This is a genomic window from Photorhabdus antumapuensis, from assembly GCF_020387775.1.
Lineage (GTDB): Bacteria > Pseudomonadota > Gammaproteobacteria > Enterobacterales > Enterobacteriaceae > Photorhabdus > Photorhabdus antumapuensis.
In genome coordinates this window covers 115,158-139,879 of sequence record NZ_JAHZMK010000024.1, presented here as the reverse complement: position 1 = coordinate 139,879, position 24,722 = coordinate 115,158, and the positions used below count along the sequence as shown (strand labels likewise).

6 protein-coding genes are annotated in these 24,722 nt (G+C 47.5%); all 6 read left to right on the top strand.

All coding sequences use genetic code 11. From position 1 onward, the window contains the following. Positions 1-67 precede the first annotated feature (67 nt). From KZ793_RS10280 to KZ793_RS10255, 6 genes are read left to right on the top strand one after another with little or no spacing between them, the layout of a single operon-like run. Complete coding sequence (locus tag KZ793_RS10280; RefSeq protein WP_225815249.1) at positions 68-2,074, top strand: TonB-dependent receptor; 2,007 nt, start codon at positions 68-70, stop codon at positions 2,072-2,074. Beyond that, complete coding sequence (locus KZ793_RS10275; RefSeq protein ID WP_225815248.1) at positions 2,071-3,321, top strand: MFS transporter; 1,251 nt, start codon at positions 2,071-2,073, stop codon at positions 3,319-3,321. Before KZ793_RS10280 ends, KZ793_RS10275 begins: the two co-directional genes overlap by 4 nt. Continuing rightward, positions 3,308-5,107 carry an ABC transporter ATP-binding protein gene (locus tag KZ793_RS10270; protein WP_225815247.1) on the top strand — a complete coding sequence of 600 codons (1,800 nt, stop codon included), beginning with the start codon at positions 3,308-3,310 and terminating at the stop codon, positions 5,105-5,107. Before KZ793_RS10275 ends, KZ793_RS10270 begins: the two co-directional genes overlap by 14 nt. Then, the gene (locus tag KZ793_RS10265; RefSeq protein WP_225815246.1) at positions 5,007-6,860 is read left to right on the top strand and encodes an ABC transporter ATP-binding protein; all 1,854 of its coding nucleotides are present in this window, start codon (positions 5,007-5,009) and stop codon (positions 6,858-6,860) included. Before KZ793_RS10270 ends, KZ793_RS10265 begins: the two co-directional genes overlap by 101 nt. A 47-nt stretch (positions 6,861-6,907) precedes the next feature. Continuing rightward, on the top strand, positions 6,908-13,027 hold the full coding sequence (locus tag KZ793_RS10260) for a non-ribosomal peptide synthetase (protein WP_225815245.1): 6,120 nt from the start codon (positions 6,908-6,910) through the stop codon (positions 13,025-13,027). Continuing rightward, the gene (locus tag KZ793_RS10255) at positions 13,027-24,720 is read left to right on the top strand and encodes a non-ribosomal peptide synthetase/type I polyketide synthase (protein WP_225815244.1); all 11,694 of its coding nucleotides are present in this window, start codon (positions 13,027-13,029) and stop codon (positions 24,718-24,720) included. Before KZ793_RS10260 ends, KZ793_RS10255 begins: the two co-directional genes overlap by 1 nt. Positions 24,721-24,722: the final 2 nt, after the last annotated feature.

Below are 24,722 nucleotides of genomic sequence, written 5' to 3'. Positions count from 1 at the left end.
GTTTTTTGTTTTACCACACTTAATTTTCGTAAAACATGATTTAAACAGTGCATAACGAGTTATTTATATGAGAAAAAAATACGCTAAGGCGTCTGTCTTATGTTGTTTGATTTCGCCTATGGCATGGGCGGAACATTCTCCTGACGCGACAGAAGATGCTTTGATTGTGACGGCCAACAAACGGGAAGAAGCATTAAATAAAGTGGATGGTAGCGTTCTGGTTAAAACAGGCGAAGAACTTGTTCAGGCCGGTATTACCCAAGTACAAGATCTTGAGCGCGTTTTCCCTGGTTTACAAATCCGCTCACGGGGTAATAGAACCTATTCAGCAACCACCATTCGCGGTATTAGTTCGCCGGATTTCTATTCGCCTTCTGTTCGAATTTATGTCGATGGAGTTCCTCAGGATCACCAGTTCCTAACACAAGAATTAATCAATGTAGAACGTGTAGAACTATTACGCGGTCCGCAAGGGACTTTATATGGTGGAAATGCGCAAGCGGGTGTTATCAATATCATCACTCGTTCGCCGAAAGACGGCCCCTGGCTAAACCTTTCCGGGAATTACTCGAAGCTGAAACAAGGCGGCTCTTTCAGCGGATCAATACCGCTTATTGAAGATCTCCTTTATGGGAGTACCAGTCTGCGTTGGGTAAAAGAACCTGGGCAAATTGATGCGCCAAATCGTGGTGATAAAAATATTGATTCCAGCAAAACCTGGCTTGGTAGAGGGCAACTGACATTTGCACCGGAAGATTCTTCGTTCAGTGCTGAACTGAGCTTTGCTCATGAAGATCTCGATTCCCATGAAGAGCTTTATTTAAGCGACGAACAATTTCGCCGGAAAGAATACGATGGCCCTATCCCCGATTTAACCCGGCGGGTTAACAGTTATGCGTTCAAAGCTGAATATGATTTTGGCGACAGTGTATTAACCAGTGTGACCTCCTATCAGGATCGCGATATTTACCGTGATTTCATCGGGGGTAAATGGAAAGAAAAACACTATGCCACCACGCAAGAGCTGCGTTTGAACTCCAATTTCTCAAATGGGATTACCAGCGTTCTCGGCGGCTGGTTTTCAGATGAAAATAATAAACATCATACCAGTGGTTATCCCGGCTACTATGGCAATGCCGCTAACACAATAAAAGCAAAATCGCTGGCACTGTTTGGTGAAGTGAAATTGCCGTTTGCTGCTCAGTGGGATCTTACTTTGGGCGGTCGTTTGTCCCATGAAAAATCGCAGATAGATTATGCGGGCCGTTCTGGCATGGTAGCAATCGACGCTTTTGATAACCAAGTTTCCAGCAATGAGTTCACACCTAAGGCCGCACTGGGTTGGCAATTGACGCCAGATACCCGTTTCTATTTCTCTGCCACGAAAGGGTACAAACCCGGTGGATTCAATAACATTGTCTACTCCGCCAATGATAGAAAACCCTACGATACTGAAACCTCAGATAATTATGAGCTCGGCTGGCATACCTCGTTCTTTGATAACGCAGTGACATTAGACAGCGCTGTTTATTACATTCGTTCGAAAGATAAACAAATTTATGTTGGTCCGGTAGGTGCGCAATTTATACGTAATGTCGGTAAAGCAGAAAGCAAAGGTGTTGAGTTGAGTAGCCAGATCAAACCAATGAAAGGGCTCAAATTTTCTCTTGGTGGTAGCGCTGGTAAGTCAAACTTCACTGATGCAACCGATACAGAGAGCGGTATAAGTTATAACAATAAACGTCTGCCTTATGCGCCAGATGTCATGCTCAATGCAAGTTTTGACTACTTGATTGATCAAACGTTGTTACCCGGTAACCTCTATTTAAATGCTGGTGCCCGCTACTATTCAAAGAGCTACTTTAATGAAGCGAATACTCTTGAACAGGGGGGATACACCCTTTATGACGCGTCATTAAGTTTAGAAATGGCACATGGGGTTAATGTAAAACTCTATGGCGAAAATCTGGGTGATAAAAAGTATCGTGTCTCCAGTTTCACTGTGGGGCCAAATACGCTCAGTATGATCAATAAAGGCTTGAATGTTGGGCTGGATGTGAGTGTCTCACTATGACGCATAATATCTCCCACCCCCGCCATATATCGTTACTATTGCTAACTTTGGCGGGTGTTTACACCCTTCAAAGTACTATCGGCATGTTAACGTTACAAAGTATGCCAGCGTTTTTGCGCAGCCACGGTGTAACCCCGGATAAAATCGGCTTGCTCTACCTGTTGATGTTGCCTTGGGCGTTTAAATTCCTTTGGGCGCCTATTATAGAGCGCTATCGCAAATCTGGTTCGGGGGATACAAACCCCCGTCGTATCATGATTTGCGGTAATCTGTTAATTACCTTGCTTTTTTGTTCAATGTCACTGGCAAAACCTGCCGAACATATGCCGCTGATTATTGTCGGTCTGTTTCTGATCACCCTTTGTCTAACCGTGGTGGATACCACCACCGATGGTCACGCTATTGACCGGTTATCCCCAAAGCACCGCCCTTGGTGCAATGTTATGCAAGTTGGCGGCGGTTATTTGGGTTCTATCATCGGCAGCGGTCTGTTTCTATACCTTGTTTCACTATATGGTTGGCACATTGGCGCCGGGGTGTTAGCCATAGTGATTCTATTGATGTCATTACCTGCCTTATTTTTGCGGGAAACACAGGTAGAAAAAGCACCAACGGTTTTAAAAGCCCCAGTTGCCCCTTCTCTCAAAAATGCACTCCGTCGGTCGCCGGTTAGGCAAGCACTGGTTTTGATATTGCTGTGTATGATCGGTACTCGCCTTTCACTTGGTATGCTTTCACCGTTTTTGATCGATCGCGGTGTGGATTTAACTCAACTCGGTATCATTGCCGCCAGTGGTGGTGCATTAGCTGGATTATCGGGTGTTTTGCTTGGTGGCATCATTGTACGTAAATTCGGTGCTATCCAGACTTTACTGTCTGTCATGCTGCTTGAATCTATCGTGTTAGCCTGTATCTTCTGGCTTGCCCGGCAACCAGAGGCGCCGTTATCCCTGCTTTCAGCCGCATATGTCTTCATCACCTTAATCACCGCCGCTAAATTTGTGGCGCTGTATACCCAGATGATGTCGCTCGCCGCAGGTGCTCAGTCCGGTGTGGATTTTGCGTTGATGCAATCCGCAGATATGGGTATTGCCATTATCTGTTCAGTGTTGGGTGGATTGATTGTGACCAAAGCAAGCTATTCTGCCCTTTTCGTTCTTGCACTTCTCTTCACCTTCATTGCCTTGTTCTGGACATTGCGTAAATTCCATGATTTCCACAAGGAGAGCGTGAATGCGTCATCATGATACTTCTGTTCAGAGTTCGCCGGAGCAGCGTGCGGCTGATGCCGGCGTTATTAAAGAGTTATGGTATATGATGCGCCCATACCGCACGCTGAGTTACGTTGCAATTGGGCTTGCTATTCTTTCCGCCGGCCTGCAAATATTGCCGGCGGCAGTGGCTGGGCTCATCACCCAATCTATCTATGACGGGCAATATGACACGCTATTGAATTATGGCGTCATGTTATTGGGATTCACCTTTGCCGCTATGTTGACCTTTAGTGGTTCAACGTTTTTTGCGCATTTGATTGCCGCTGATGTGCAAGCTGATGTTCGCCGCAATATCAGTAGTAAGTTGAAGTCGGTGCCTTTGGGTTTTTTCATGCTGACCGACAGCACCGAAATAAAAAAGATGATGCTAGATGACGTCGAACAGCTTGAAGAGGGTATTGCCCATATCATTCCAGAGATGTCTGCTACTTTGTTTGGCCCATTGATCGCACTGAGCGTCATGCTAGCCATTGATTGGCGGTTAGCCTTGGCGGCATTCGCGCCAACTTTGGGTGCCTGCTTGTTATTTGTCTATATTCAGATAAAAGTTCAAACAACAACTCAGCGTTTTTATGCAGCCCAAAACCGTATTGCTTCAACAATGGGTGAAGTTATTAATGCGATTCCGGTAGTCAAAACCTATTCAGGCGGCAAGGTTGCGTTGCAACGCGCTGAGGAAGCGTTTACCGCCCTGACTCGGATTATTGATGTTTGGGTTGAGAAAGTGCAGGTCAAATCCAGCCGGTTTTTCGTGTTATCCAGCGCTAATCTGTTGTTTGTCCTCCCTTTGGCGGTCTGGTTATTGAACCGACAAGAGATCACTTTATTCGAATTCACTTTCTTTATTTTGGCTGCAATGGCATTCGGCAATATTGCCTCATCCATGTTCGCTGTGATGACACGTTTGCAACAGCAAGAGGCGTTGATCACACGCTATCGTTGGTTAATGAATCAGCCTGAACTAGCGCCTTGTACCCAAAGCCAAACACCAGCCGATCACAGCGTCGCTCTGCACAATGTCAGTTTCTCCTACCAAGATGAGCAGGAGAATGCATTAAATAACATTTCATTTTCTATACCGGCGGGAAGTTCATTAGCCTTGGTCGGTGCCAGTGGCTCGGGTAAATCTACTGTAGCGAGTCTTATCGCACGTCTTTGGGACCCTCAGCATGGTCAGGTGACTATTGGCGGTGTTGATATCCGTAATATGGATGAACCGACGCTACGCAATAACGTCTCTTTTGTTTTCCAGCGTGTGTTTCTGTTCAACGATACGGTGGCTAATAACATACGACTAGCCCGTCCTAATGCCTCACGGGCCGAAGTTGAAGCGGCTGCTAACGCAGCGCAAGCACATCAATTTATTCAGCAATTACCACAAGGCTACGACACTGTACTGAATGGTGGCGTGAGTTTATCGGTAGGTGAGAAACAGCGTATTGCCGTTGCCGCCGCTATTCTGAAAAATGCGCCAATTCTTGTATTGGACGAAGCGACAGCCTATACCGATCCAGAATGTGAAAAAGAGATGCAACAGGCCCTCAATGCCTTATGCCGCAATAAGACAGTGATTGTCATTGCCCATCGTCTACCGACTATCCGTCATCTTGATCGAATAATGGTTTTAGATAAAGGACAGATTCTCGAACAAGGAACCCATGAAGAACTGGTCGCACAGCAAGGGGCATACGCCAGACAGTGGGCTGCTTGGCGGGGAGAAAAAACCGGGACAGGAGCAAATTATCATGGGGCTATTTAATCGTCTCCAGCAACATCTATCACCAAAACTGCAAAGAGTTTGGTTCAAAGGGTTGTTATATAAACAGTTTGATACCGTTGCGATTATGGCTCAACTTGCTATTGCTGCCTGGGCGATTACCCATCTAGGGGAAAGTGACAATCCTATGTTGCCGCTTATCACTTTGGGATTACTGGTTATTTTACTGTTGCTGCGATTTACTTTTATGGCTCGTGCATTACGTAAACTCACTATTGCCGCTTATAGTTTGGGCATAGAAATTCGTCGCGCTCTGCTACAACGCCTTGTCAGTATGTCTATCGCCACGATTCGGGGATTGAGTGCTGGAAAAATAGCGTTGACGTTATCGGAAGATGTGCAATGGCAGGAAAATCAGTCAGCCTATACCACACCGCAAATCGCTTGTCAGGTGATGATGCTGACCCTCATCTACCTGGCTTTATTCTGGTTCGATTGGGTGGTTGCCGGTAGTGCATTATTAGTGCTGATGGTTGGGATGTTCATCTTGGGGGCTATCCGTAAAAAACTGAATGAAATATTGCGCTTGCGTGCCACTATGATGGCTGATGTATCCGAAGCTATCGTTGAGTACGCCCAAGGTATGTCCTTTATTCGTGCTGCGGCAGCGACCACAACGGTAGAACAGCGTTTTGACCGCGAAATCGACCAATTACGGGTTGCATTCCGCCGTGGGGTATTCAGAAGTATTCCTCTACTGAGCCTGTTTTACATCATCATTGATACCAGCGTGGTTGTTGGCATTCTGGCTGGCGCTCTGCGCTTTAATTCACCAGAAGCATTAACACTCTCGGAAATGCTGATCACTATTCTGTTGTTGTTTGCCACGATTACCCCGCTACGTGGGATCATCCCCCTGCTCAATATCACGGCCTTAACACAAGTAGGTGAAACCCATATTGCAGAGATAGAAGCTGTTGCAACGCAAGCTTCCGGGCCATTAGCCGCGCCAGCCAAATATGATGTTGAAGTGAATAACATCTCTTTTAGCTATCCAGGTACAAATCAACCCGCTATCCAAAATGTGTCGTTTTATGCGCCGCAAGGCAGTATGACCGCTATTGTCGGGCCCAGTGGCAGTGGGAAATCCACACTGGCTTATCTGCTGCTCTCTTTCTATCAATTGGATAAGGGGGAAATCCGTTTGGGTGGAAACGATATTCATCATTACCAAACTCAGGCACTGTATGACACCGTGACTATGGTATTTCAGGAAACTGCACTATTTCAGGATACCGTCGTTAACAATCTCCGGTTGGGTGATCCCGATGCAACCCAGTTAGAACTGGAGCAAGCTGCTCGCCTTGCCAATATTCACGATACGATTATGGCATTACCGCAAGGGTACGATACCCCGCTAGGGGTGGATGGCGGTACGCTGTCTGGTGGCGAGCGTCAGCGCCTTGCCATTGCACGCGCCATCTTAAAGCAATCTCCGGTTTTATTCCTTGACGAAGCGACGGCTTCTCTCGATCCCGAAAATGAGCAGTTGATACAACAGGCGTTTGATTCCCTTACCCAGAATAAAACGGTCTTTGTTATCGCTCATCGGTTGAGCACGATAACTCGCGCTGACCAGATATTGGTGATGGATCATGGAACCCTTTGTGATAGCGGCACTCACGACGAATTGTTAGGACGTTGTTCACTTTATCAATCCCTTTGGGAAAACCATCTTGGCTCAGAGGAGCACTGGCATCTATACCCTATGGATTTACCCAAATACGCCAAATAAGGTGTAGCCCACCGTTTCGTAACCGTCATTATTTATAGGATATCTTCATGCATACGGATCTTGTCTCTCCAGATTCACTGCGCCAGATAATATCTGGCCTGTTTACTCAAAAAAATACACTGGTGGATGATAACGATGATTTAATTCGCAAGGGGCTGGACTCAATGCAAATGATGGCATTGTTAAACCAGTTGAGGCGGCAGGGATATCGCGTCACCCTTCGTGAACTTTATCAAAAACCCACACTGCATGCCTGGAACCAGCTTCTGCAACGTCATACGCCTGTCACTCACACAGCACCTAAACCTGACGCCGCTTTGCAACCACTGATTGCAGATGCTCGTCCGTTCCCATTGACCGCAGTACAACATGCTTATTTTGTTGGGCGTTCGCCGGAACAGACGTTGGGAGGAGTAGGTTGCCATTTATATCAAGAATTTGACGGTATCGGGCTGGAACCTGAACAATTGGAAGCGGCAATTCATAGGTTGATTCAGCGACATCCGATGTTACGAGTACGGTTTTTGCCAGATGGTCGTCAGCAAGGTATGACAGATGCTTATTGGAAAAAATTAACGGTTTATGACCTGCGCCGCTTGACAGCAGACGAACAGCAACCCGCGCTGAATAATATACGCGAACAACTAAGCCATCGGGTATTACAGGTTGAACAAGGGGAAACGTTCGATATTCAGCTAAGTCTGTTTGGTGAGAATCAACATCGGTTGCACGCTAATATTGATTTGCTGATCATGGATGCCGCCAGTTTTAGCCTGTTCTTTACTGAACTGGCGGCGTTAATTGCTAAACGCAACCTGCCGGTTATCCCTTCTGACTACGATTTTTGCCGCTATTTGGCGCAATATCAGGCGCAATTTGTGCAGGCGCGACAAGAAGCAGAGATATTCTGGCGTAACCGGTTAGATACTCTTCCCCCTGCCCCGCAACTTCCGCTGGCTAAGGAACCTTCCCTAATAAAAAACGTCCGCATTCAGCGCAGATGTTTCTGCTTGGCTCCTGAAAATTGGCAACGTTTTAAACAAATTGCTCAACAAAATGGTGTTACGCCAACGATGGCATTGGCGACCGCCTTTGCTGGTTTATTATGTCGCTGGAATCATGCCCCCCGTTTGTTGTTTAACCTGACATTGTTTGATAGAGCACCGTTGCACACCGCAGTTGATAGCCTGCTGGCCGACTTTACTAATATTCTGCTATTAGATATTCCTGCTGATAATTTGCCGTTTTGCCAACTGGCTAAAGATGCGCAGGCAACATTTGCCGAAGCTTACGAACATCGCCACTGGTCTGGTGTAGAAGTTTTACGTGAACTTAAAAAACGTGGCAGCCATCCACATGGTGCGCCAATTGTGTTTACCAGCAATTTAGGCCGACCTTTATATGGTGAAAATACCCGTGATGTTCTGGGAAAACCAAGTTGGGGAATATCACAAACACCTCAGGTATGGCTGGATTTCGTTGCGTTTGAACATGAAAATACGCTGAATATTCAGTGGGATAGTAACGATGAACTCTTCCCTGATGGGTTAATGGATACCTTATTTACCGCCTATCAGAGGTTCATTGGCAACCTAACGGAAAATGCCACCCAGTGGAGTAAAGAATTACCGGATTTGATGCCTGAATCGCAATACCAGCTTCGGTATCAGATCAATAACACAACTGAACCTTTGCCGGATGCCCTGCTGCATGAAGGTGTGTTTTTGCAGGCAGAACGTACACCAAATATTGTTGCTTTGGTGACTAATAATAAGGAAATCAGTTATGGTGAATTAAGTTTGGCCGCTCGCCGGTTAGCAACCGTGTTGCAAAAAATGTCGGTTATACCGGGAGATCGGGTTGCCATTAGCATGGAAAAAGGCGTCGGACAAATTGTTGCGGTATTGGCGATACTTTATATCGGCGCCGTTTATGTCCCAGTTCCTGTTGATCAACCCGTAAACCGCCGTCGTGCTATCTGCGAAAGTGCTGGAATCCGTGTCGTTATCATTGATCCTGAACAGCAATATGATGACCGGACACAAGAGATGCATTGTGTTTCCTGGCATCAGGATGAGCAATGGCCGCCTTTGGCAAACATGGCTAAGCGTGCGATTACTGATCCGGCTTATATCATCTATACCTCTGGTTCAACCGGTATGCCAAAAGGAGTGGTTATCAGCCACCAAAGCGCACTCAATACCTGTTTGGATATCAATCGACGTCATCAGGTCCAAAGTAGCGACCGGTTATTGGCACTCTCTGCCCTACATTTCGACCTCTCCGTTTATGACATTTTCGGTATTCTCACAGCGGGAGGTGCGCTGGTATTAATTAATGAAGCACAGCGTCGTGACCCATCAACCTGGGAAACGTTGATCGCGCGTCATAATGTGACGTTGTGGAATAGCGTGCCTGCACTGTTCGATATGTTGCTGACCTATTGCGAAGGTATGGAGGTCGATGCGCCGAAAGCACTTCGTACCGTGATGTTGTCCGGGGACTGGATCAGCTTGTCACTGCCTGAACGTTACCGAGCCTTCAATCCTGATGGTGTTTTGAGTGCAATGGGGGGGGCAACAGAAGCGGCTATTTGGTCAAACGAATATATTGTCAAAGAAGTTGAAACACAGTGGCGCTCCATTCCGTATGGCTATCCCCTGGCTAACCAGCGTTACCGTGTCGTAGGTGAAGATGGTCGTGATTGCCCTGACTGGGTTGTCGGTGAGCTTTGGATTGGTGGTGCCGGTGTCGCATTAGGCTACTTTAATGATGAAGAACGTACTTCCGCTCAATTTGTTGTCGATCAAGGGGAACGCTGGTACCGCACCGGTGATCTGGGTTGTTACCATCCTGAAGGCTGGCTTGAATTTCTGGGGCGTCGTGATAGCCAGGTAAAAATTGGGGGTTACCGAATTGAGTTGGGAGAAATTGATGCGGCACTTAATCAAGTAACTGGAATCAGTAAAGGGGTGGCACTCGCCAGTGGCGAAAAAGAGAAGTCGCTGGTGGCGTTCCTTGAATTGGACGGTGATTATTTATGCCAACGGGTAAATCGTGCGCCTCAGTTACCGACTCGTTATCGTGATCTGTTCCCTGCAACGCACGCAATAACCGGGGATAACAGTGAACCTCAAGTTGCAATGTTCCTGCTGGAACATCTATCTCGTCACGGTATTACGTTTACTTCACCGCAATCACTGACAGATTGCTTGAAATACTATCGGCCCAAACCGGAATACTATGACTGGTTTGCTCGTATGTTGGCATATCTTTGCCAATGCAAAGTACTGGTTGAATCTACACAACATGTATATCAGGCTGGATGGTTACCTGTTACATCCAATCATGAGGCGATAGGTATCCCGGAACGCTGGCACGCTGTGCTACGTGATGTTCTTACTGGTCAACAGACGGCGATTGCATTACTTGACGATCCGCAATTCGCACCGGAACAACAATTGTTTGTGTTGCCAGAAACCCAGCAGTGGTTGGCAGGGTTGCAACAGGTCATCACCACCCTCTCTCAGCGATTACAACGCCCCGTGACTTTGATGGAGTTTGATGCTCGCAGCGGGCGCTGTGCCCAGTGGTTGGCAGAACATATTACTGATCAACATCTCTGTTATCTCGGCTTTGAACGTTCTCTGGCATTGGTCAATCAGGCGCAAACACGGTTAAATGGTTATGCTCATGCGTCAGTACAATGTTGGTTTGAACAAAGTTGGCCTGAACAAGTTCCTGAGTCGCTGCAACATCAGGCTGATATTATTCTGCTGAATAACGTATTACACCGGGAAGAAAATCCCGCACGTTGTATCAAGGAATTGGTACCACTTGCTCAACCTGGCGCGTTGATATTGGCAATGGAGTTGCAACAGGCATCGTCTCTCTCCCTGATTACGACTGAATTGCTTTCACCTCAAGGTATTCAATTACGCTCTGCGTCACAGTGGTTATCGTCATTACAAGTATCGTCACTACAGGCCGAAACGCCAATGACCATCGGTAACCTTAGTGTGTTATTGATGCAATCAAGTGACGGTGTCACTATCCCTGATCGGGAAAAAATTAAATCGGGGCTGGCACAACATCTGCCGGGATATATGATCCCACAGCGCTTGCATATTATTCCTCGCTTGCCACTGACACCTAACGGCAAAATTGATCGCAAGGCGCTATCGCAAGCACTACAGTCAGCGACAAAAACAGAGACAGCACCCCGCAAGAATGAAATGGCTTTGTTGAATGCGGTGGAACAAACCGTTGCTGGCATTTGGCAACGCTTGCTCAATACAGAGCAACTGGGCTGTGACAGTGACTTTTTCCAACTTGGCGGAGACAGTCTTCTGGCTACACGTTTGGTTGGTGAACTGACACAACAAGGCTTCAAAGGTGAACTGGGTCATCTTTTCCGTCACCCTCAATTGGCTGCATTTGCAGCTACGCTGGTTCCTCTGGCTGAAACCTCATCAGCAGAGTCCGCTCTGCCGAAAGAGCAAAATGAATACCACCCTTTCCCACTGACGGAAGTTCAGCAGGCTTATTTGGTCGGACGCCATCCGGGTTTCGCTTTAAGTGGTGTTGGGGCACATTTCTTTATCGAATACCGGATAGGGCAGTTAGATGTTCAACGTTTAAATCGGGTGCTAAATCGTCTGATCCAGCGTCATCCAATGCTCAGAACCGTGGTTGTCAATGGGCAGCAGCAGATATTAGAAAATGTCCCGTTGTTCTCCGTCAAACAACATCCATTCACCGACATTACGCAGGCCGACACATTACGTGAACAACTTTCACATCAGGTATTAGATGCCAGTTACTGGCCGGTGTTCGATTTCCAGCTTGCGCAAGACGATGGGATTGTCTCCCGGCTATTTGTCAGTCTGGATAATCTGCTATTAGACGGGTTGAGTATGCAGATATTGCTGGCCGAATTAGAACAGCTCTATCTCGACGAGCAGCATGAATTGCCACCGTTGAAAGTCACATTCCGGGATTGTGTGTTACGCCAGCAGCAAATGCCGGCAGATCAGCGTTCGCTGCAATATTGGCAGGAGCAAGTGAAAACATTACCACTGGCACCACAATTGCCACTACGAGTTGCCCCGGAAAGTATTCAATCACCACGTTTTGTGCGCTATAGCGATCGGTTGTCTGCACATGAATGGAGTCAGTTAAAACAACATGCAACTCCTTATCAGATAACACCTTCTGCGCTCTTAATTGCGGCTTATGCAGCGGTTCTTTCTGCGTTCAGTACCAAACCGGAGCTAACGCTTAACCTTACCCTGTTCGATCGCCCGCACTGGCATGAAGATATTAATCACATTCTGGGTGATTTCACTTCCCTGTCATTACTGGCCTGGCGCCCGGAGAAAAATTGGTTATCAAGTGCCCGTAGATTGCAACAACAGCTATGGCAGGATTTGGATCACCGTCACATTTCAGCAATTAGAGTAATGCGTGAATTGGCACAGAGCCGCGGCCCTGATACGGCCATTATGCCGGTTGTTTTCACCAGTGCATTGGGAACACATCAGGGGCAATTCCTTTCGCATTCATCATGGATGAAACCCGTTTGGGGTATTTCCCAAACACCACAAATCTGGTTGGATCATCAGGTTTATGAATCCGATAATGAACTTTGTCTAAATTGGGATGCTGTCGAAGAATTGTTTGAACCGCGTCAATTACAAAACATGTTCAATAGCTATATGACGCTATTGCGTACTCTTGCGGCACAGCCAGAAAGTTGGCATGCAGCACTGGAACAATTGATGCCACGCCAGCAATCCATGATGGTTGAAAATACTGCTGTTGCCATTGCGCCATCACCGCGTTCGGAGGGATTCGACCCACAAATATGCAGCGAAATTCAACGCCTGTTCTTGTCCATAACAAATCATCCTATTAACGCACAGCAGAACTTTTTTGAGGCAGGAGCCAGCTCGCTACAACTAATTCAATTGCATGGCAAATTACAACATACGGGTTTTTATCATCTTGCCGTGACTGATTTATTTGCTTATCCAACACCAGAGACGCTCAGTTTGCGCTGCCGGAAGGATTCTCACGACGGAAATCGCCAGTCGATTACCCCTCGTCAGCGTCAACAACAAAAGCGTCTGCAACAACGGGAAAAACGTCATAAAGGAGCTGCATAATGACTGATTTAACGCCTCACTACGATAATTGCGATCCTATCGCAGTGATTGGCCTTGCCTGCCGCTTTCCTCAGGCGCCAGATAGCGATACTTTCTGGCATAACCTGCAACGCGGAGTTGAGTGTACTGTTCCGCTCTCTCGTCAAACATTATTAGATGCAGGTATTTCTCCCGAAGTCATTGAGAGTGAAAACTTTGTCAATCGGGCAGCGATATTAGAGAAGGCGGAACAATTTGACGCCTCGCTGTTTGGTTATTCACGTCAGGAAGCGGAGATGCTCGATCCTCAACAGCGTCTTTTTCTCCAGACCGCCTGGCATGCCCTTGAACATGCTGGTTATGCGCCACGTTATGTCCCCTTGAAAACCGGTGTTTTTGGTAGTAGCCGAGTCAGTACCTGGCCTTCATGGTCACAATTTTCCATGACCGATGTTGGCAAAGTTAAAGGACTTCAAGCGTTAATCAGTAACGATAAAGATTATCTTGCGACACGTACCGCTTATAAATTAAACCTAAAAGGTCCAGCACTGACGGTACAAACAGCGTGTTCAAGTTCACTGGTTGCCGTGCATATGGCTTGTGAAAACCTGCGTGCCGGTGAGTGTGACATGGCGTTGGCTGGTGGTGTAGCGGTTTCTTTCCCGCAAGAAAGTGGTTACTTGTATCAGCCGGGCATGATCTTCTCGCCTGATGGGCATTGTCGCCCTTTTGATAGCCTGGCAAATGGCACCTATGGTGGCAATGGCGTTGGTGTTGTCACACTAAAACGCCTGAGTGATGCTCTGCGTGATGGCGATCCCATCATGGCTGTGCTACGTGGCAGTGCCATTAATAACGATGGCAATGAGAAAGTTGGTTTTACAGCCCCGTCGGTTAACGGTCAGCGCAACGTTATTATCGAAGCACTCCAACTGGCCGATGTTAGCATTGATGATGTTGGCATGATTGAAGCACATGGCACAGGAACTCCTCTTGGCGATCCGATAGAAGTTGACGCGCTACGCAGCATATTTTCTGACCGTAGTGTGGCGGTAGCGCCTTGTTATCTTGGCTCAGTGAAAAGCAATATGGGTCATCTTGATACGGCCGCCGGCATTGCTAGCTTGATTAAAGCAGTTCTGTCTGTTTGGCATGGCTATATTCCACCGACGATCAATGTCCAGCAACCCAACCCGGCGTTACGGTTGGAACAAAGTCCATTCAGGCTGGCAACACAAGGGCAGCGCTGGACACAAGCATTACGTACCGCGGGCGTCTCTTCGTTCGGTATTGGTGGTACTAACTGCCATGTCGTGGTGCAGTCATTGCCAGAGGAATTACGTCGTCACCGTGCCCGTCATGCGCAGACTTCGCCTTTATTGCTCTCTGCTGCTTCTGAATTTTCATTACGTCAATTGGCACAACGTTATGCGGCTGCGCTCAATGGTGCACCAGAGCATCATGCAGATCTGGCCTTGACCGCATTACAGGGGCGTGATCTTTCATTACCCTGGCGTTTAGCGTTGACGCTAACACCACAAGGTGCTGAAAATTTATCCGCTTTTGCCGACAAAAACCCAACACCAAACATTTTCAGTGGGCAAGTCAATAGCGAAAGTAAGCAACTTTGGCAATTTAGCGGCCAGGGTTGTCAATGGTCTGGAATGGGAAAAGCAATGTATGCCAGCTCTCCTGTTTTTTCCGCTATGTTGGATCGTTGTTGTGCAGCTTGTGCATCAGAGTTGGCATTGCCATTAAAAGCAGTAATGTTCGGGGAGCATGATGCTGCATTAGCTACTACCGAATATGCACAACCGGCAATTGTGGCGCATCAAATTGCACTGGCGGCACATTGGCAGGCGCTTGGATTAAAGCCTGATTATGTATTGGGGCACTCTGTTGGCGAATTTGCCGCTGCCGTTGTCGCGGGGGTTTTCACACCTGAACAGGTGATGCCGCTCATTGCCGTAAGAGGCAAACTGATGCAAAGCTGTTCCCAAGGGGGCGCAATGCTAGCGGTTTTTGCCAATGAAAAAGAAGTACTGCCGTTCGTTCATTCGCTGGTATTAGATTTGGCGGTTTGCAATAGCCCACAACACTGGGTTTGGGCCGGTACAGAGACGGAAATTGCTACTTTGGCTCAACGCCTGGAACAACAGCAGATTCGTTGCCAGCGTCTTAATGTTGCCTGTGCAGCACATTCAGCCATGCTTGATGGTGTACTGGAGGAATTTTCTCTGCGTTGTAGCCAGTTGCAACCTGCATTGGGGGAAATTCCGCTGATTTCTACCCTGACAGCCAATATTGCAACGGCTGAACAATTGGGTTCACCGGACTACTGGCGTAACCATATGCGTCAGACTGTGCGCTATTACCCGGCTGTTGAATTTGCTCGCCAGCAAGGGGTGGCATTATTTATGGAGATGGGGGCTGATGCACAATTAACCGGCATCGGGCGGCGTGTCAGTCTGCCACAGGAAACCTGGATTGCTGGCGTACAGCGTCAAAGCTCTCCAGAGACAGCTCAGCAAACGGCTCTCATGCAACTTTACTGTGCTGGTGTGCACCTTGACTGGCCGCATCTTTTCTCACTTACTGGGGAAAAATGTCATGCTCCGCTCTATCCATTTGATGAACAGCATTATCGCTTCCCTGCAACCAAATCTGTGCAATCTACAACCAATGTCAATGCTGGACTTGATGTAAATGCTCTGCTCGATCCTGCTATTGAGCAAAACCCCGATGCTGCAACACTACGTGAGTTGTATACCGATGCATTGGTATATCAATGTCATGGGCGTGATACTGAACAAGGTTTCAGTGCTATCGATACTATTCGGGCTGGCCGGCTGCAACCCTGTTGGCGCCCTTTGTTGGAACAATTGCTAACTTATTGTGTCCAGCAAGGTTATTACCGGGAAGTTTCTGGGCCAACAGCAAGTAAAATGTATCGTCCTGATTGTCCCTTGCCATATGCCAAACGCAGATTATTAGAAGCACGTTTACTCACTGCTTTCCCGGCTTTGATTTATGCGGGTGAGCGTCTATTTGCCCTGTTAAGCGATCGTTGCGATTTGCCGCGTCAGTTTGTGTCAACACAAACTGCGACCAATTCATGGCTTCCCGTACCACAGCCGTGTCCCGACACCCACTATGCTCTACATTGGCGTACCATAAACATCACAGATAACCCAAGATTTTCAACGGCATATACTCTCCGTTCTTCAACTGTGAATGACGAGATAGTTAATCATTGGCGTCAGGCGGGTATTCATTTACAGCCAGAAAGCGGAAATATCTTATTACTGCTTACCGGCAGTGATGTAGTTGAATTATGTGATCAGGTTATTACCGAATTAAAACGTGATGAAGCGACATCATTAACCGTTGTCACCTGTGGCGCTCAACCGGAAACCACCTTATCACCAGAAAATATCAATCCAGCTCAATATGCTGTCTGGGCATTGTTACGTGTCGCAGTTGAAGAGTATCCCTACCGCCGTATTCAGGCGGTTGATATTGCTGATATCAACGATGCTAACGTTTTGTCATTAGCGCTTGGATATTTGAGTGAACATAATCGCTGGTTGAGAGTACGTGGAAATCAAGTCTCGGTACCGGTTTTACAGCGTCAATCCTTATTGCTTTCCCAACAGTCGATGTCGATTCCCCATCAGGGTTGGCATATCGTGACCGGGGGGATGGGAGGAATTGGTCAGATTTCCATCCGTTGGTTGTTGGCTCAAGGTGCACGCAGAATTGCGGTATTTGCCCGCCGTCAACATGCGGATTGGGATGGTTTTGTTCAAGAGTTATCACTGAATACTGAATGTGAGATACGCTGGATTAAAGTTGATGTTACTGATACACCTGCTTTATTAAATGCAGTGCAAATGCTGGCACAAGAGGATGGTATCGCCGGGGCAATTCATGCGGCGGGTATCGCTGATCACACCCGGTTGGCAGAACTTGAACCTCAACGTCTGTCACAGATGTTATCAGTAAAAGCGCTGAGTGCATCGGCATTGCAAACTGCTCTTAAGCAACATAATGCACACTATCTGTTGCTTCATTCTTCTGCCGCATCAATGTTAGGTGCTCAAGGACAAGGTGCTTATGCCGTTGCCAATGCTTATCTGGAATCTTTGGCGCTGACAGCACCGAGTCCGTTGATGGTAAAAACATTGGTCTGGGGTGTTTGGGGTGGCGTTGGTATGGCTCGCGACCGGCGATTAGTGGAAAAATTGGCACAAGATGGCATGTTACCGTTCAGCGTCAATGAAGGTATCTGGCATTTTAATCAATCTTTGCATACCGCATCTCCCTGTTATTTGGCAATACGGTTAGATGAACATCACCCTGATATTTCGCGGCGTTTACAGGCTGACACTGCTTATATCCATCCGGTGGAAGTCTCTGCTCCTTCACACTCTGTCGATAACACGCTGTATCAGGACAGTGAAGAACGGCTTAATTGGTTGCGTCAACATATCGCTGCATTGTTACGATTAGAACAGCCTGAACGTTTGGAGCCACAACAGGACTTACTGCAATTCGGTTTGGATTCCCTACAGTTTTTGGAGCTAAATGCGGTGATCCACCAGCAATTTGGTTTCAGATTAACTTCCGAGTTGGCTTATCAGAATATGACTTTAGAGGGGCTTAATCGGCTTATTGGCGACGTATTACCTGAACAGTTAGTAGTAGCCTGTTCTCAGCCTGAGATCATTATTGACAGCGCCCAACGTCACGCCCCATTCCCGTTAACACCCATTCAGCACGCTTACTGGATTGGTCGTACTCAGGCCATTGATTTTGGCGGTGTCGCGTGTCACGTCTTATTTGAATGGGATCTGACACTGGATAGTTTTGATATTCCACGTTTCGAACAGGCATGGAATGCTTTAATTCAGCGTCATGGCATGTTGCGTATGGTGGTGGATGAAGACGGGCAACAAAGAATTTTGTCTGAAACCCCTTGGTATGCTTTATCACAAGATGATTTGCGTATGTTGGATGAAACCGCTTGCCAACAGGCACTGGTTCAGCGTCGCCACACACTTTCTTATCAGGTGCCGCCAGCGGAACAGTGGCCACTGTTTGAAGTTTCTGCTTCTTTGCTACCGAATGCGCGTTGCCGCTTACATATGAACTTGGATCTGTTGCAATTTGACGTACAGAGTTTCCGGATCATGATGGACGATTTGCAACGCGCTTACCATCAGCAACCACTGGCTCCACAGGTGTTTACCTTCCGTGACTATGTGATGGCGGAACAAGCTCAACGGGCAAGTAAAGAGTGGCAGGCATCATGGGCATATTGGCAGGAACAATTATCTTCGTTGCCTCCGGCGCCAAGGTTGCCGCTCAATCCACAACTGCCTCAGCGTAGTCAACCACAATTCACAACTTATGAAGGTCGATTAGCACAATCTGATTGGCAAATGCTTAAACAACGCTGGCAACAATGGGGTGTGACGCCTTCTGCCGGTCTGCTGACGCTGTTTGCGCATACTCTGGAATGGTACAGCCGTCATCCGCTGTTTACCCTCAACCTGACATTCTTTAACCGGCAGCCTTTCCATCCAGAGGTTCAAGATCTGATTGGTGATTTTACCTCCGTCATGTTGATGGATTTTGACTTACGTAAGACAACTTCCCTGCGTACCAGCATGGAGAAGACACAAGCTTTGCTATGGCAACGGCTGAGCCATAACTATGTCAATGGTGTTGAGGTGTTGCGAGAACTTGGCCGCCAACAAGACGGTGAATCACAGAGCAGACAACCGCTGACGCCGGTGGTTTTCACCAGCATGTTGGGAATGGCACAAGAAGGCGTTGCCATTAAACAATCCATTACTCAGTTACTGGGTGATCCAGTCTTTGTTCTGAGTCAAACCCCACAAGTTTGGCTGGATCATCAGGTCATGGAAGTGGATGGTGATCTGCTGTTTAACTGGTACTGCATGGATGATGTGTTGGAACCGGGGGTTATTGAGGCACTGTTTGCCGCTTATAATGCGATGTTAGTGCAAATTTGCCGCCAGCCTGACTGCATAGAACATTATGATCTTCATATCCCGCCTTCCGGTCATACCCGTTATAACTTCTGGCCGCAACAACCTGAATTGCGTCAAGTCGAACAATATCTGCGTTCTAAACCTGAAATACGGTTAGCAGAGATTCAGCCACGTCAGGACGACACGCAAGGTTATAACGTATGGCTGGTGGCAGAAAACAATTTGCCATTATCGCTACCAGAACCGTTAGCAATAAGCACCGATGTGTTACCACTGCCTGAATTAACAGAACAACAGGCGTTTGAACGTTCTTGGCAATACATTGAGCAGCAAGCATTGTTTGGTTTGAGCCAGACATTACTGCGCCATAACTTGTTCACCTCTCCACGGCAATGTCACTCTCGCACGGAGATTGAACAACGTTTACAACTTGCGCCACAGTATCAGCGCCTTCTTACCCAATGGTTGTTGTTATTAAACAACCAAGGATTGATTGAAAGAACCGCTGATGGATACCGTTGTTTGCAACCGCTTAATCATGTTCCTGCTCCTACGGCAAAACTGGACGATGCCGTATGGTGCCATACGATCAGCCGCTATGTCGCGACATGTATTGAGCAACATGATGCCCTGCTTGCCGGGCGAGGGAATGCGTTGGAACTGCTGTTTGCCGATAAACAGACCACTGCCAGCCTCTATAGTGAGAATCCAGCGTTACGTTGCCTGAATCAAACTGCCGCTGAAATTGTCCGGCAATTGAGTCAGGTATCTGAGCATTTCACTGTACTGGAAGTTGGTGCAGGAACCGGTGCAACTTCAGCGAAGGTACTTGAACGCAATGCACAATCGATTGAACGCTATTACTTTACCGATGTTTCACCGCTATTTCTGGATGATGCACACCAGTTGCTTAATCACTATGGCGAAACCGTAAAATTTGCGCTATTCGATATTAATCAGCGTATTGATTTTAGCCAGCATCCTGAATCTGGTTACGACCTGATTATGGCGGTTAATGTGTTGCATGACGCAACCCATCTGCGAAACACCCTACAGCGCCTGTCACGATTACTGAAAACCGGTGGATGGTTGTTGATTATTGAATCAACGAAACGCGAAAGCGCGATGCAACTTGCTAGTGTTGGGTTTATTGAAGGCATTAATGCCTGGAGTGATGATCGCGGCGATAGTGCATTGATGGAGCTTGCAGACTGGCGTCAGTGTTTGGAGAAATCCGGCTATCGGGTTTCATTGGAATGGCCGGGGCAAGATGGGCCAGAACTGCATCAACAATTGATTCTGGCGCGGGCTGAACGGCAAGCGCGGCTTAATGTCAGTGAAATAGCAGCACAATTTTCCACTTCGCCTTATTCATTGCATGTTCAACAGCAAGAACAATTACCCTTGCTCGTGACTGCTAAAGAGAGCGTGGCACTGTCATCAACGTTGGAAACAGGGCAACCGGAAACAGCGGATGACCAGTTCCATGATATAGAACAGCAGGTAATCGCGCTCTGGTGTTCACTGCTTCCTCAGCCAATACAGCGCCACAGTGACTTTTTCCAAAGTGGCGGTGACAGCTTAATTGCTACCCGAATGGTAGTACAATTGCGTCGTCAAGGTTACGAACAGGCAAATTTGCAACAGCTGTTTGAACATCCTAAGCTGAGTGAGTTTTGTCGTACCTTGCGAGTGGTTGAAACAACATCCGCTACACAGATTGTTCCACTTGAGGCGAATTCAGCATCGGAACAGACGCTTCCACTTACTGCGTTGCAATATGCTTATTGGTTAGGTGAAAGCCAACTGTTTCAGTTTGGTAACGGTATCGCGCATTTCTACGCTGAACTGGCTATCAACGATCTTGATCTGCCATGTTTCACTACTGCCTGGAATCGTGTGGTGAACCACCATGCGCAATTACGTGGCTATGTGAAGGATGGGCAATATCATATTTTGCCAGAAGTTCCCTGCTATACCCCGACGGTAATTGACTGTCGTAACATGATGCCCGCTCAGCGCGAGATAAAACTCACTGATGCCCGCGATACCCTGCGTACTAAAGGTGTTCCTAGCGATAACTGGCCGTTGTTTGATTTGACTCTATATCATACTGATGACCGGGCATGTTTATTGCATTTGACTATCGACCTATTGGTTGCTGATGGGAAAAGTCTGACGTTAATCCTACGCGATTTGCAACGCGGATATCTGGAACCTAACTGGCGGCCAGAACCACCGGCAGTGACTATTAGTGACTATATTCAAGCGCTGGAGGAGGAGAAAACGGGGGAAGCCTGGCAACAAAGTCGGCAATATTGGCTTAATCGCTTACCTTATCTGCCTGATGCTCCGATGTTACCGTTAAAAGATCATCAGTCACAACAGCTTAATCAACAATGTCTGACGGGATATATCAGCCCGCAACAATGGCAGCGTTTGCAGCAACGTGCAGCAGAATACCGAGCTTCACCATCACAAGTTATGCTGACGTTATTCACCCATATTCTGGCGGTATGGAGCAACAGCGAGCATTTCACCATCAATGTTCTGCATGGCAACCGACTGCTAATGCCGCAACATTGCGATACGTTGGTCGGAAATCTGTCTACCACGTCGTTGTTGGAAGTGGATTTACGCAATAGCACAGGATTCAGTGACGCGGTAAGTCGGATACAGAAACAGTGGTTAGCTGATCTGCAACATGCGCTATTTGACGGCCAACTGGTGCTCAGAGAGAAAAATCAGCACCGTCACAATTTGAACGCCGGGATGCCAATCGTGTTCAACGATACAACCGGTACGGCGGGTAAAGGGCCATCGGGGTTGGGAACGCTGAATCTTTTTGGTGCGCAAACACCGCATGTTTATCTCGACTGTATGCTGATTTCCGGCTCAGAGGGTGGCGTTATCATTCAATGGGCAATTTTGCCGCAACTGTTCCAGCCACACGTTGCAGAAAACATGTTTGCTCATTATCAGGCTAGCGTCGCCGCCCTACTTGAACCCGATTACCAATGGAGCGCCCCACTACCAGAGTGGCTCCCGGTAAGTGATCGGATTTTGTGCCAAGATAGTAATGCGACAAAGCATGTGTTTCCGCCCCATACGCTCTGTTCGTTAATTGAGCAGGCGGTGAATCGCTACCCACAACGTACCGCTGTAGTCGATGCTTATCGTCAAATTGATTACCGCACTTTGTGGTCACAAAGTCTGGCGCTGGCTGCCCATCTGCAAGCACAAGAAAATCAGTATTCGTCTCTGATTGGCGTGGTGATGGAAAAGGGTTGGGAACAGATTGTTGCGGTTATGGCGATTTTATTGGCGGGACGGGCTTATCTGCCTATTGATGCTAGCTACCCACAACAGCGCATCCATCAGTTATTGGCATCGGGGGAAGTTGATACTGTATTGACTCAACCTAGTTTTGCTCAACAGATGGGTTGGCCTGAGGGTGTACAGGTTATCTCTCTGGATGAAATATTACTTAACCGCTTACCGAAAAATACCGGTGAACAGTGCTTGCTTGCCTGTCCTGAGGATTTGGCTTATGTGATTTTCACATCAGGTTCTACCGGAAAACCGAAAGGCGTGATGATAGACCATCAGGGCGCGGTTAATACTATCTGTGATATTAACCAACGCATTGCCCTCAATGAACACGATAGCGTATTGGCAATATCAGAATTGACATTCGATCTTTCAGTTTATGATCTGTTCGGTACTTTAAGTTGTGGGGCAAAACTGGTTATTCCTTCTCCCGGTGACAGCCGACAACCCGACAAATTACTGACGTGGTTACAACAAGAATCGGTCACAGTTTGGAATTCTGTTCCGGCATTTGTGCAACTGCTTGAGGAATACGCCAGAGATTATCCACATTCCTTGGATAGCCTGCGTTGGGTATTGATGAGTGGTGATTGGATACCGATCAGTTTGCCGGAAAGATTATCTGCCCTTCACCCTGCGTTGAATCTTCTCAGTTTGGGCGGTGCAACCGAAGCCTCAATTTGGTCTATTGCCTATCCTATTGCTCAAGTTGATCCAAACTGGTGTAGCATTCCATATGGAAAACCACTGACTAATCAGACTTTCTATGTACTCAATGCAACACTTTCACCCTGCCCGGTTTGGGTAACGGGGGAACTCTATATTGGTGGACAAGGGTTAGCGCTAGGCTACTGGGATGATTTGGAAAAAACCACCCAAGCCTTTATTACTCATCCTCAAACGGGTGAACGGTTGTACCGCACCGGTGATTTAGGGCGCTGGCGGCCAGACGGTAATATTGAATTTTTGGGGCGCAATGATCACCAGATTAAAATTCGGGGCTACCGGATTGAGTTAGGCGAGATCGAACACCGCTTATGCGAGCACCCGGATATACAACAAACATTAGCGTTTGCACATACTACGTCAACAGGTGCATTGCAACTCGTCGCGGGTGTGCGTTTATCTGACGAAGCACCGCTATCTACAGAGCTTTTACCGGTTCTGCCTCATTGGTTGCAACAAACCTTGCCTGCTTGGATGTGTCCACAGCGCTTTATCATTCTCGATACGATCCCTGTGTCAGATAACGGCAAAATTGACAGACGTGCATTGGCTACCTTGGTTGAGGAGGCACAGGAAGTTAATCCAGCATCATCAGTTGCTCTCAGTGTGACAGCACAAGCTGTATTGAATCTTTGGCAATCAGTATTGGAACAACAAGCTATCAGTGTTCATGAGAGTTTCTTTACATTAGGTGGCGATTCTCTGGCGGCAGTACGGTTAATGGTGAAAATCAATCAGACGTTTAACCGTCAATACCCGCTCAGCCTGCTACAAACTTACGATACTGTACACTCTTTGGCTGAATTTATTGAACATCAGCCAGAAAACCCTTGCCAAGTGGTGATATTGAATCAGGGGAGTATTAAGCAATCTGCCCTGTTTATCGTCCATCCTATTGGCGGACATCTGTTAGGGTATCGCCATTTGGCGGCCAATTTCGGCGACCAACGCATGATTGGGCTAGCATTTTCGCCAGATAATTTAGATACGGATACGCCTTCCGTGGCGGCGTTGGCGGCTGACTATATTAGTCAAATCCGTGCCTTACAGCCGCAAGGACCTTATGCCTTGGCAGGATGGTCTTTCGGTGGATTGGTGGCCTATGAAATGGCTCATCAATTACGAGCGGCGGGGGAAAGTGTTTCTCAATGCATCTTGATTGACAGCTTTGCGCCAAATGTGCGGGTCGATTTGACTCTGAATGAAGCATTTTGTCATCGTCATTTCCTGCTCGATTTGCAGGGGCAATTCCCCGGTCTAACTCTGGATGATCATGTTATCGCTGCCGATACGGAGACCTTCCTTAATACGTTGCACGATGCTTTGCCACAATCTGCCCAGATTGATAGCTCACTGACCGCACTTTATGACGTGTGGCGCCATAACCTGAATGCGTTGCTTGACTACTGTCCACCACAGACTTCACAGCCTTTCTGGCTTATTCGGGCAGTACAGGCACTACCCGATTTTATGGATTATCTCGATCCAACCACCATCGCCTCAATCGATCTTGGCTGGCAGGCTTTTGGGCCAGTCCATGTGACACAACTTGCGGGCGATCATTACACCTTGTTCCAACATGAACATGTTGGCTCACTGGTTACCTGTATGAAAGATATCTTGACTAAATCTTGTTAAGG

Coding starts and splice junctions, on each gene's coding strand:
- KZ793_RS10280 (WP_225815249.1), top strand. CDS start 68: ATGAGAAAAAAATACGCTAAGGCGTCTGTCTTATGTTGTTTGATTTCG.
- KZ793_RS10275 (WP_225815248.1), top strand. CDS start 2,071: ATGACGCATAATATCTCCCACCCCCGCCATATATCGTTACTATTGCTA.
- KZ793_RS10270 (WP_225815247.1), top strand. CDS start 3,308: ATGCGTCATCATGATACTTCTGTTCAGAGTTCGCCGGAGCAGCGTGCG.
- KZ793_RS10265 (WP_225815246.1), top strand. CDS start 5,007: ATGAAGAACTGGTCGCACAGCAAGGGGCATACGCCAGACAGTGGGCTG.
- KZ793_RS10260 (WP_225815245.1), top strand. CDS start 6,908: ATGCATACGGATCTTGTCTCTCCAGATTCACTGCGCCAGATAATATCT.
- KZ793_RS10255 (WP_225815244.1), top strand. CDS start 13,027: ATGACTGATTTAACGCCTCACTACGATAATTGCGATCCTATCGCAGTG.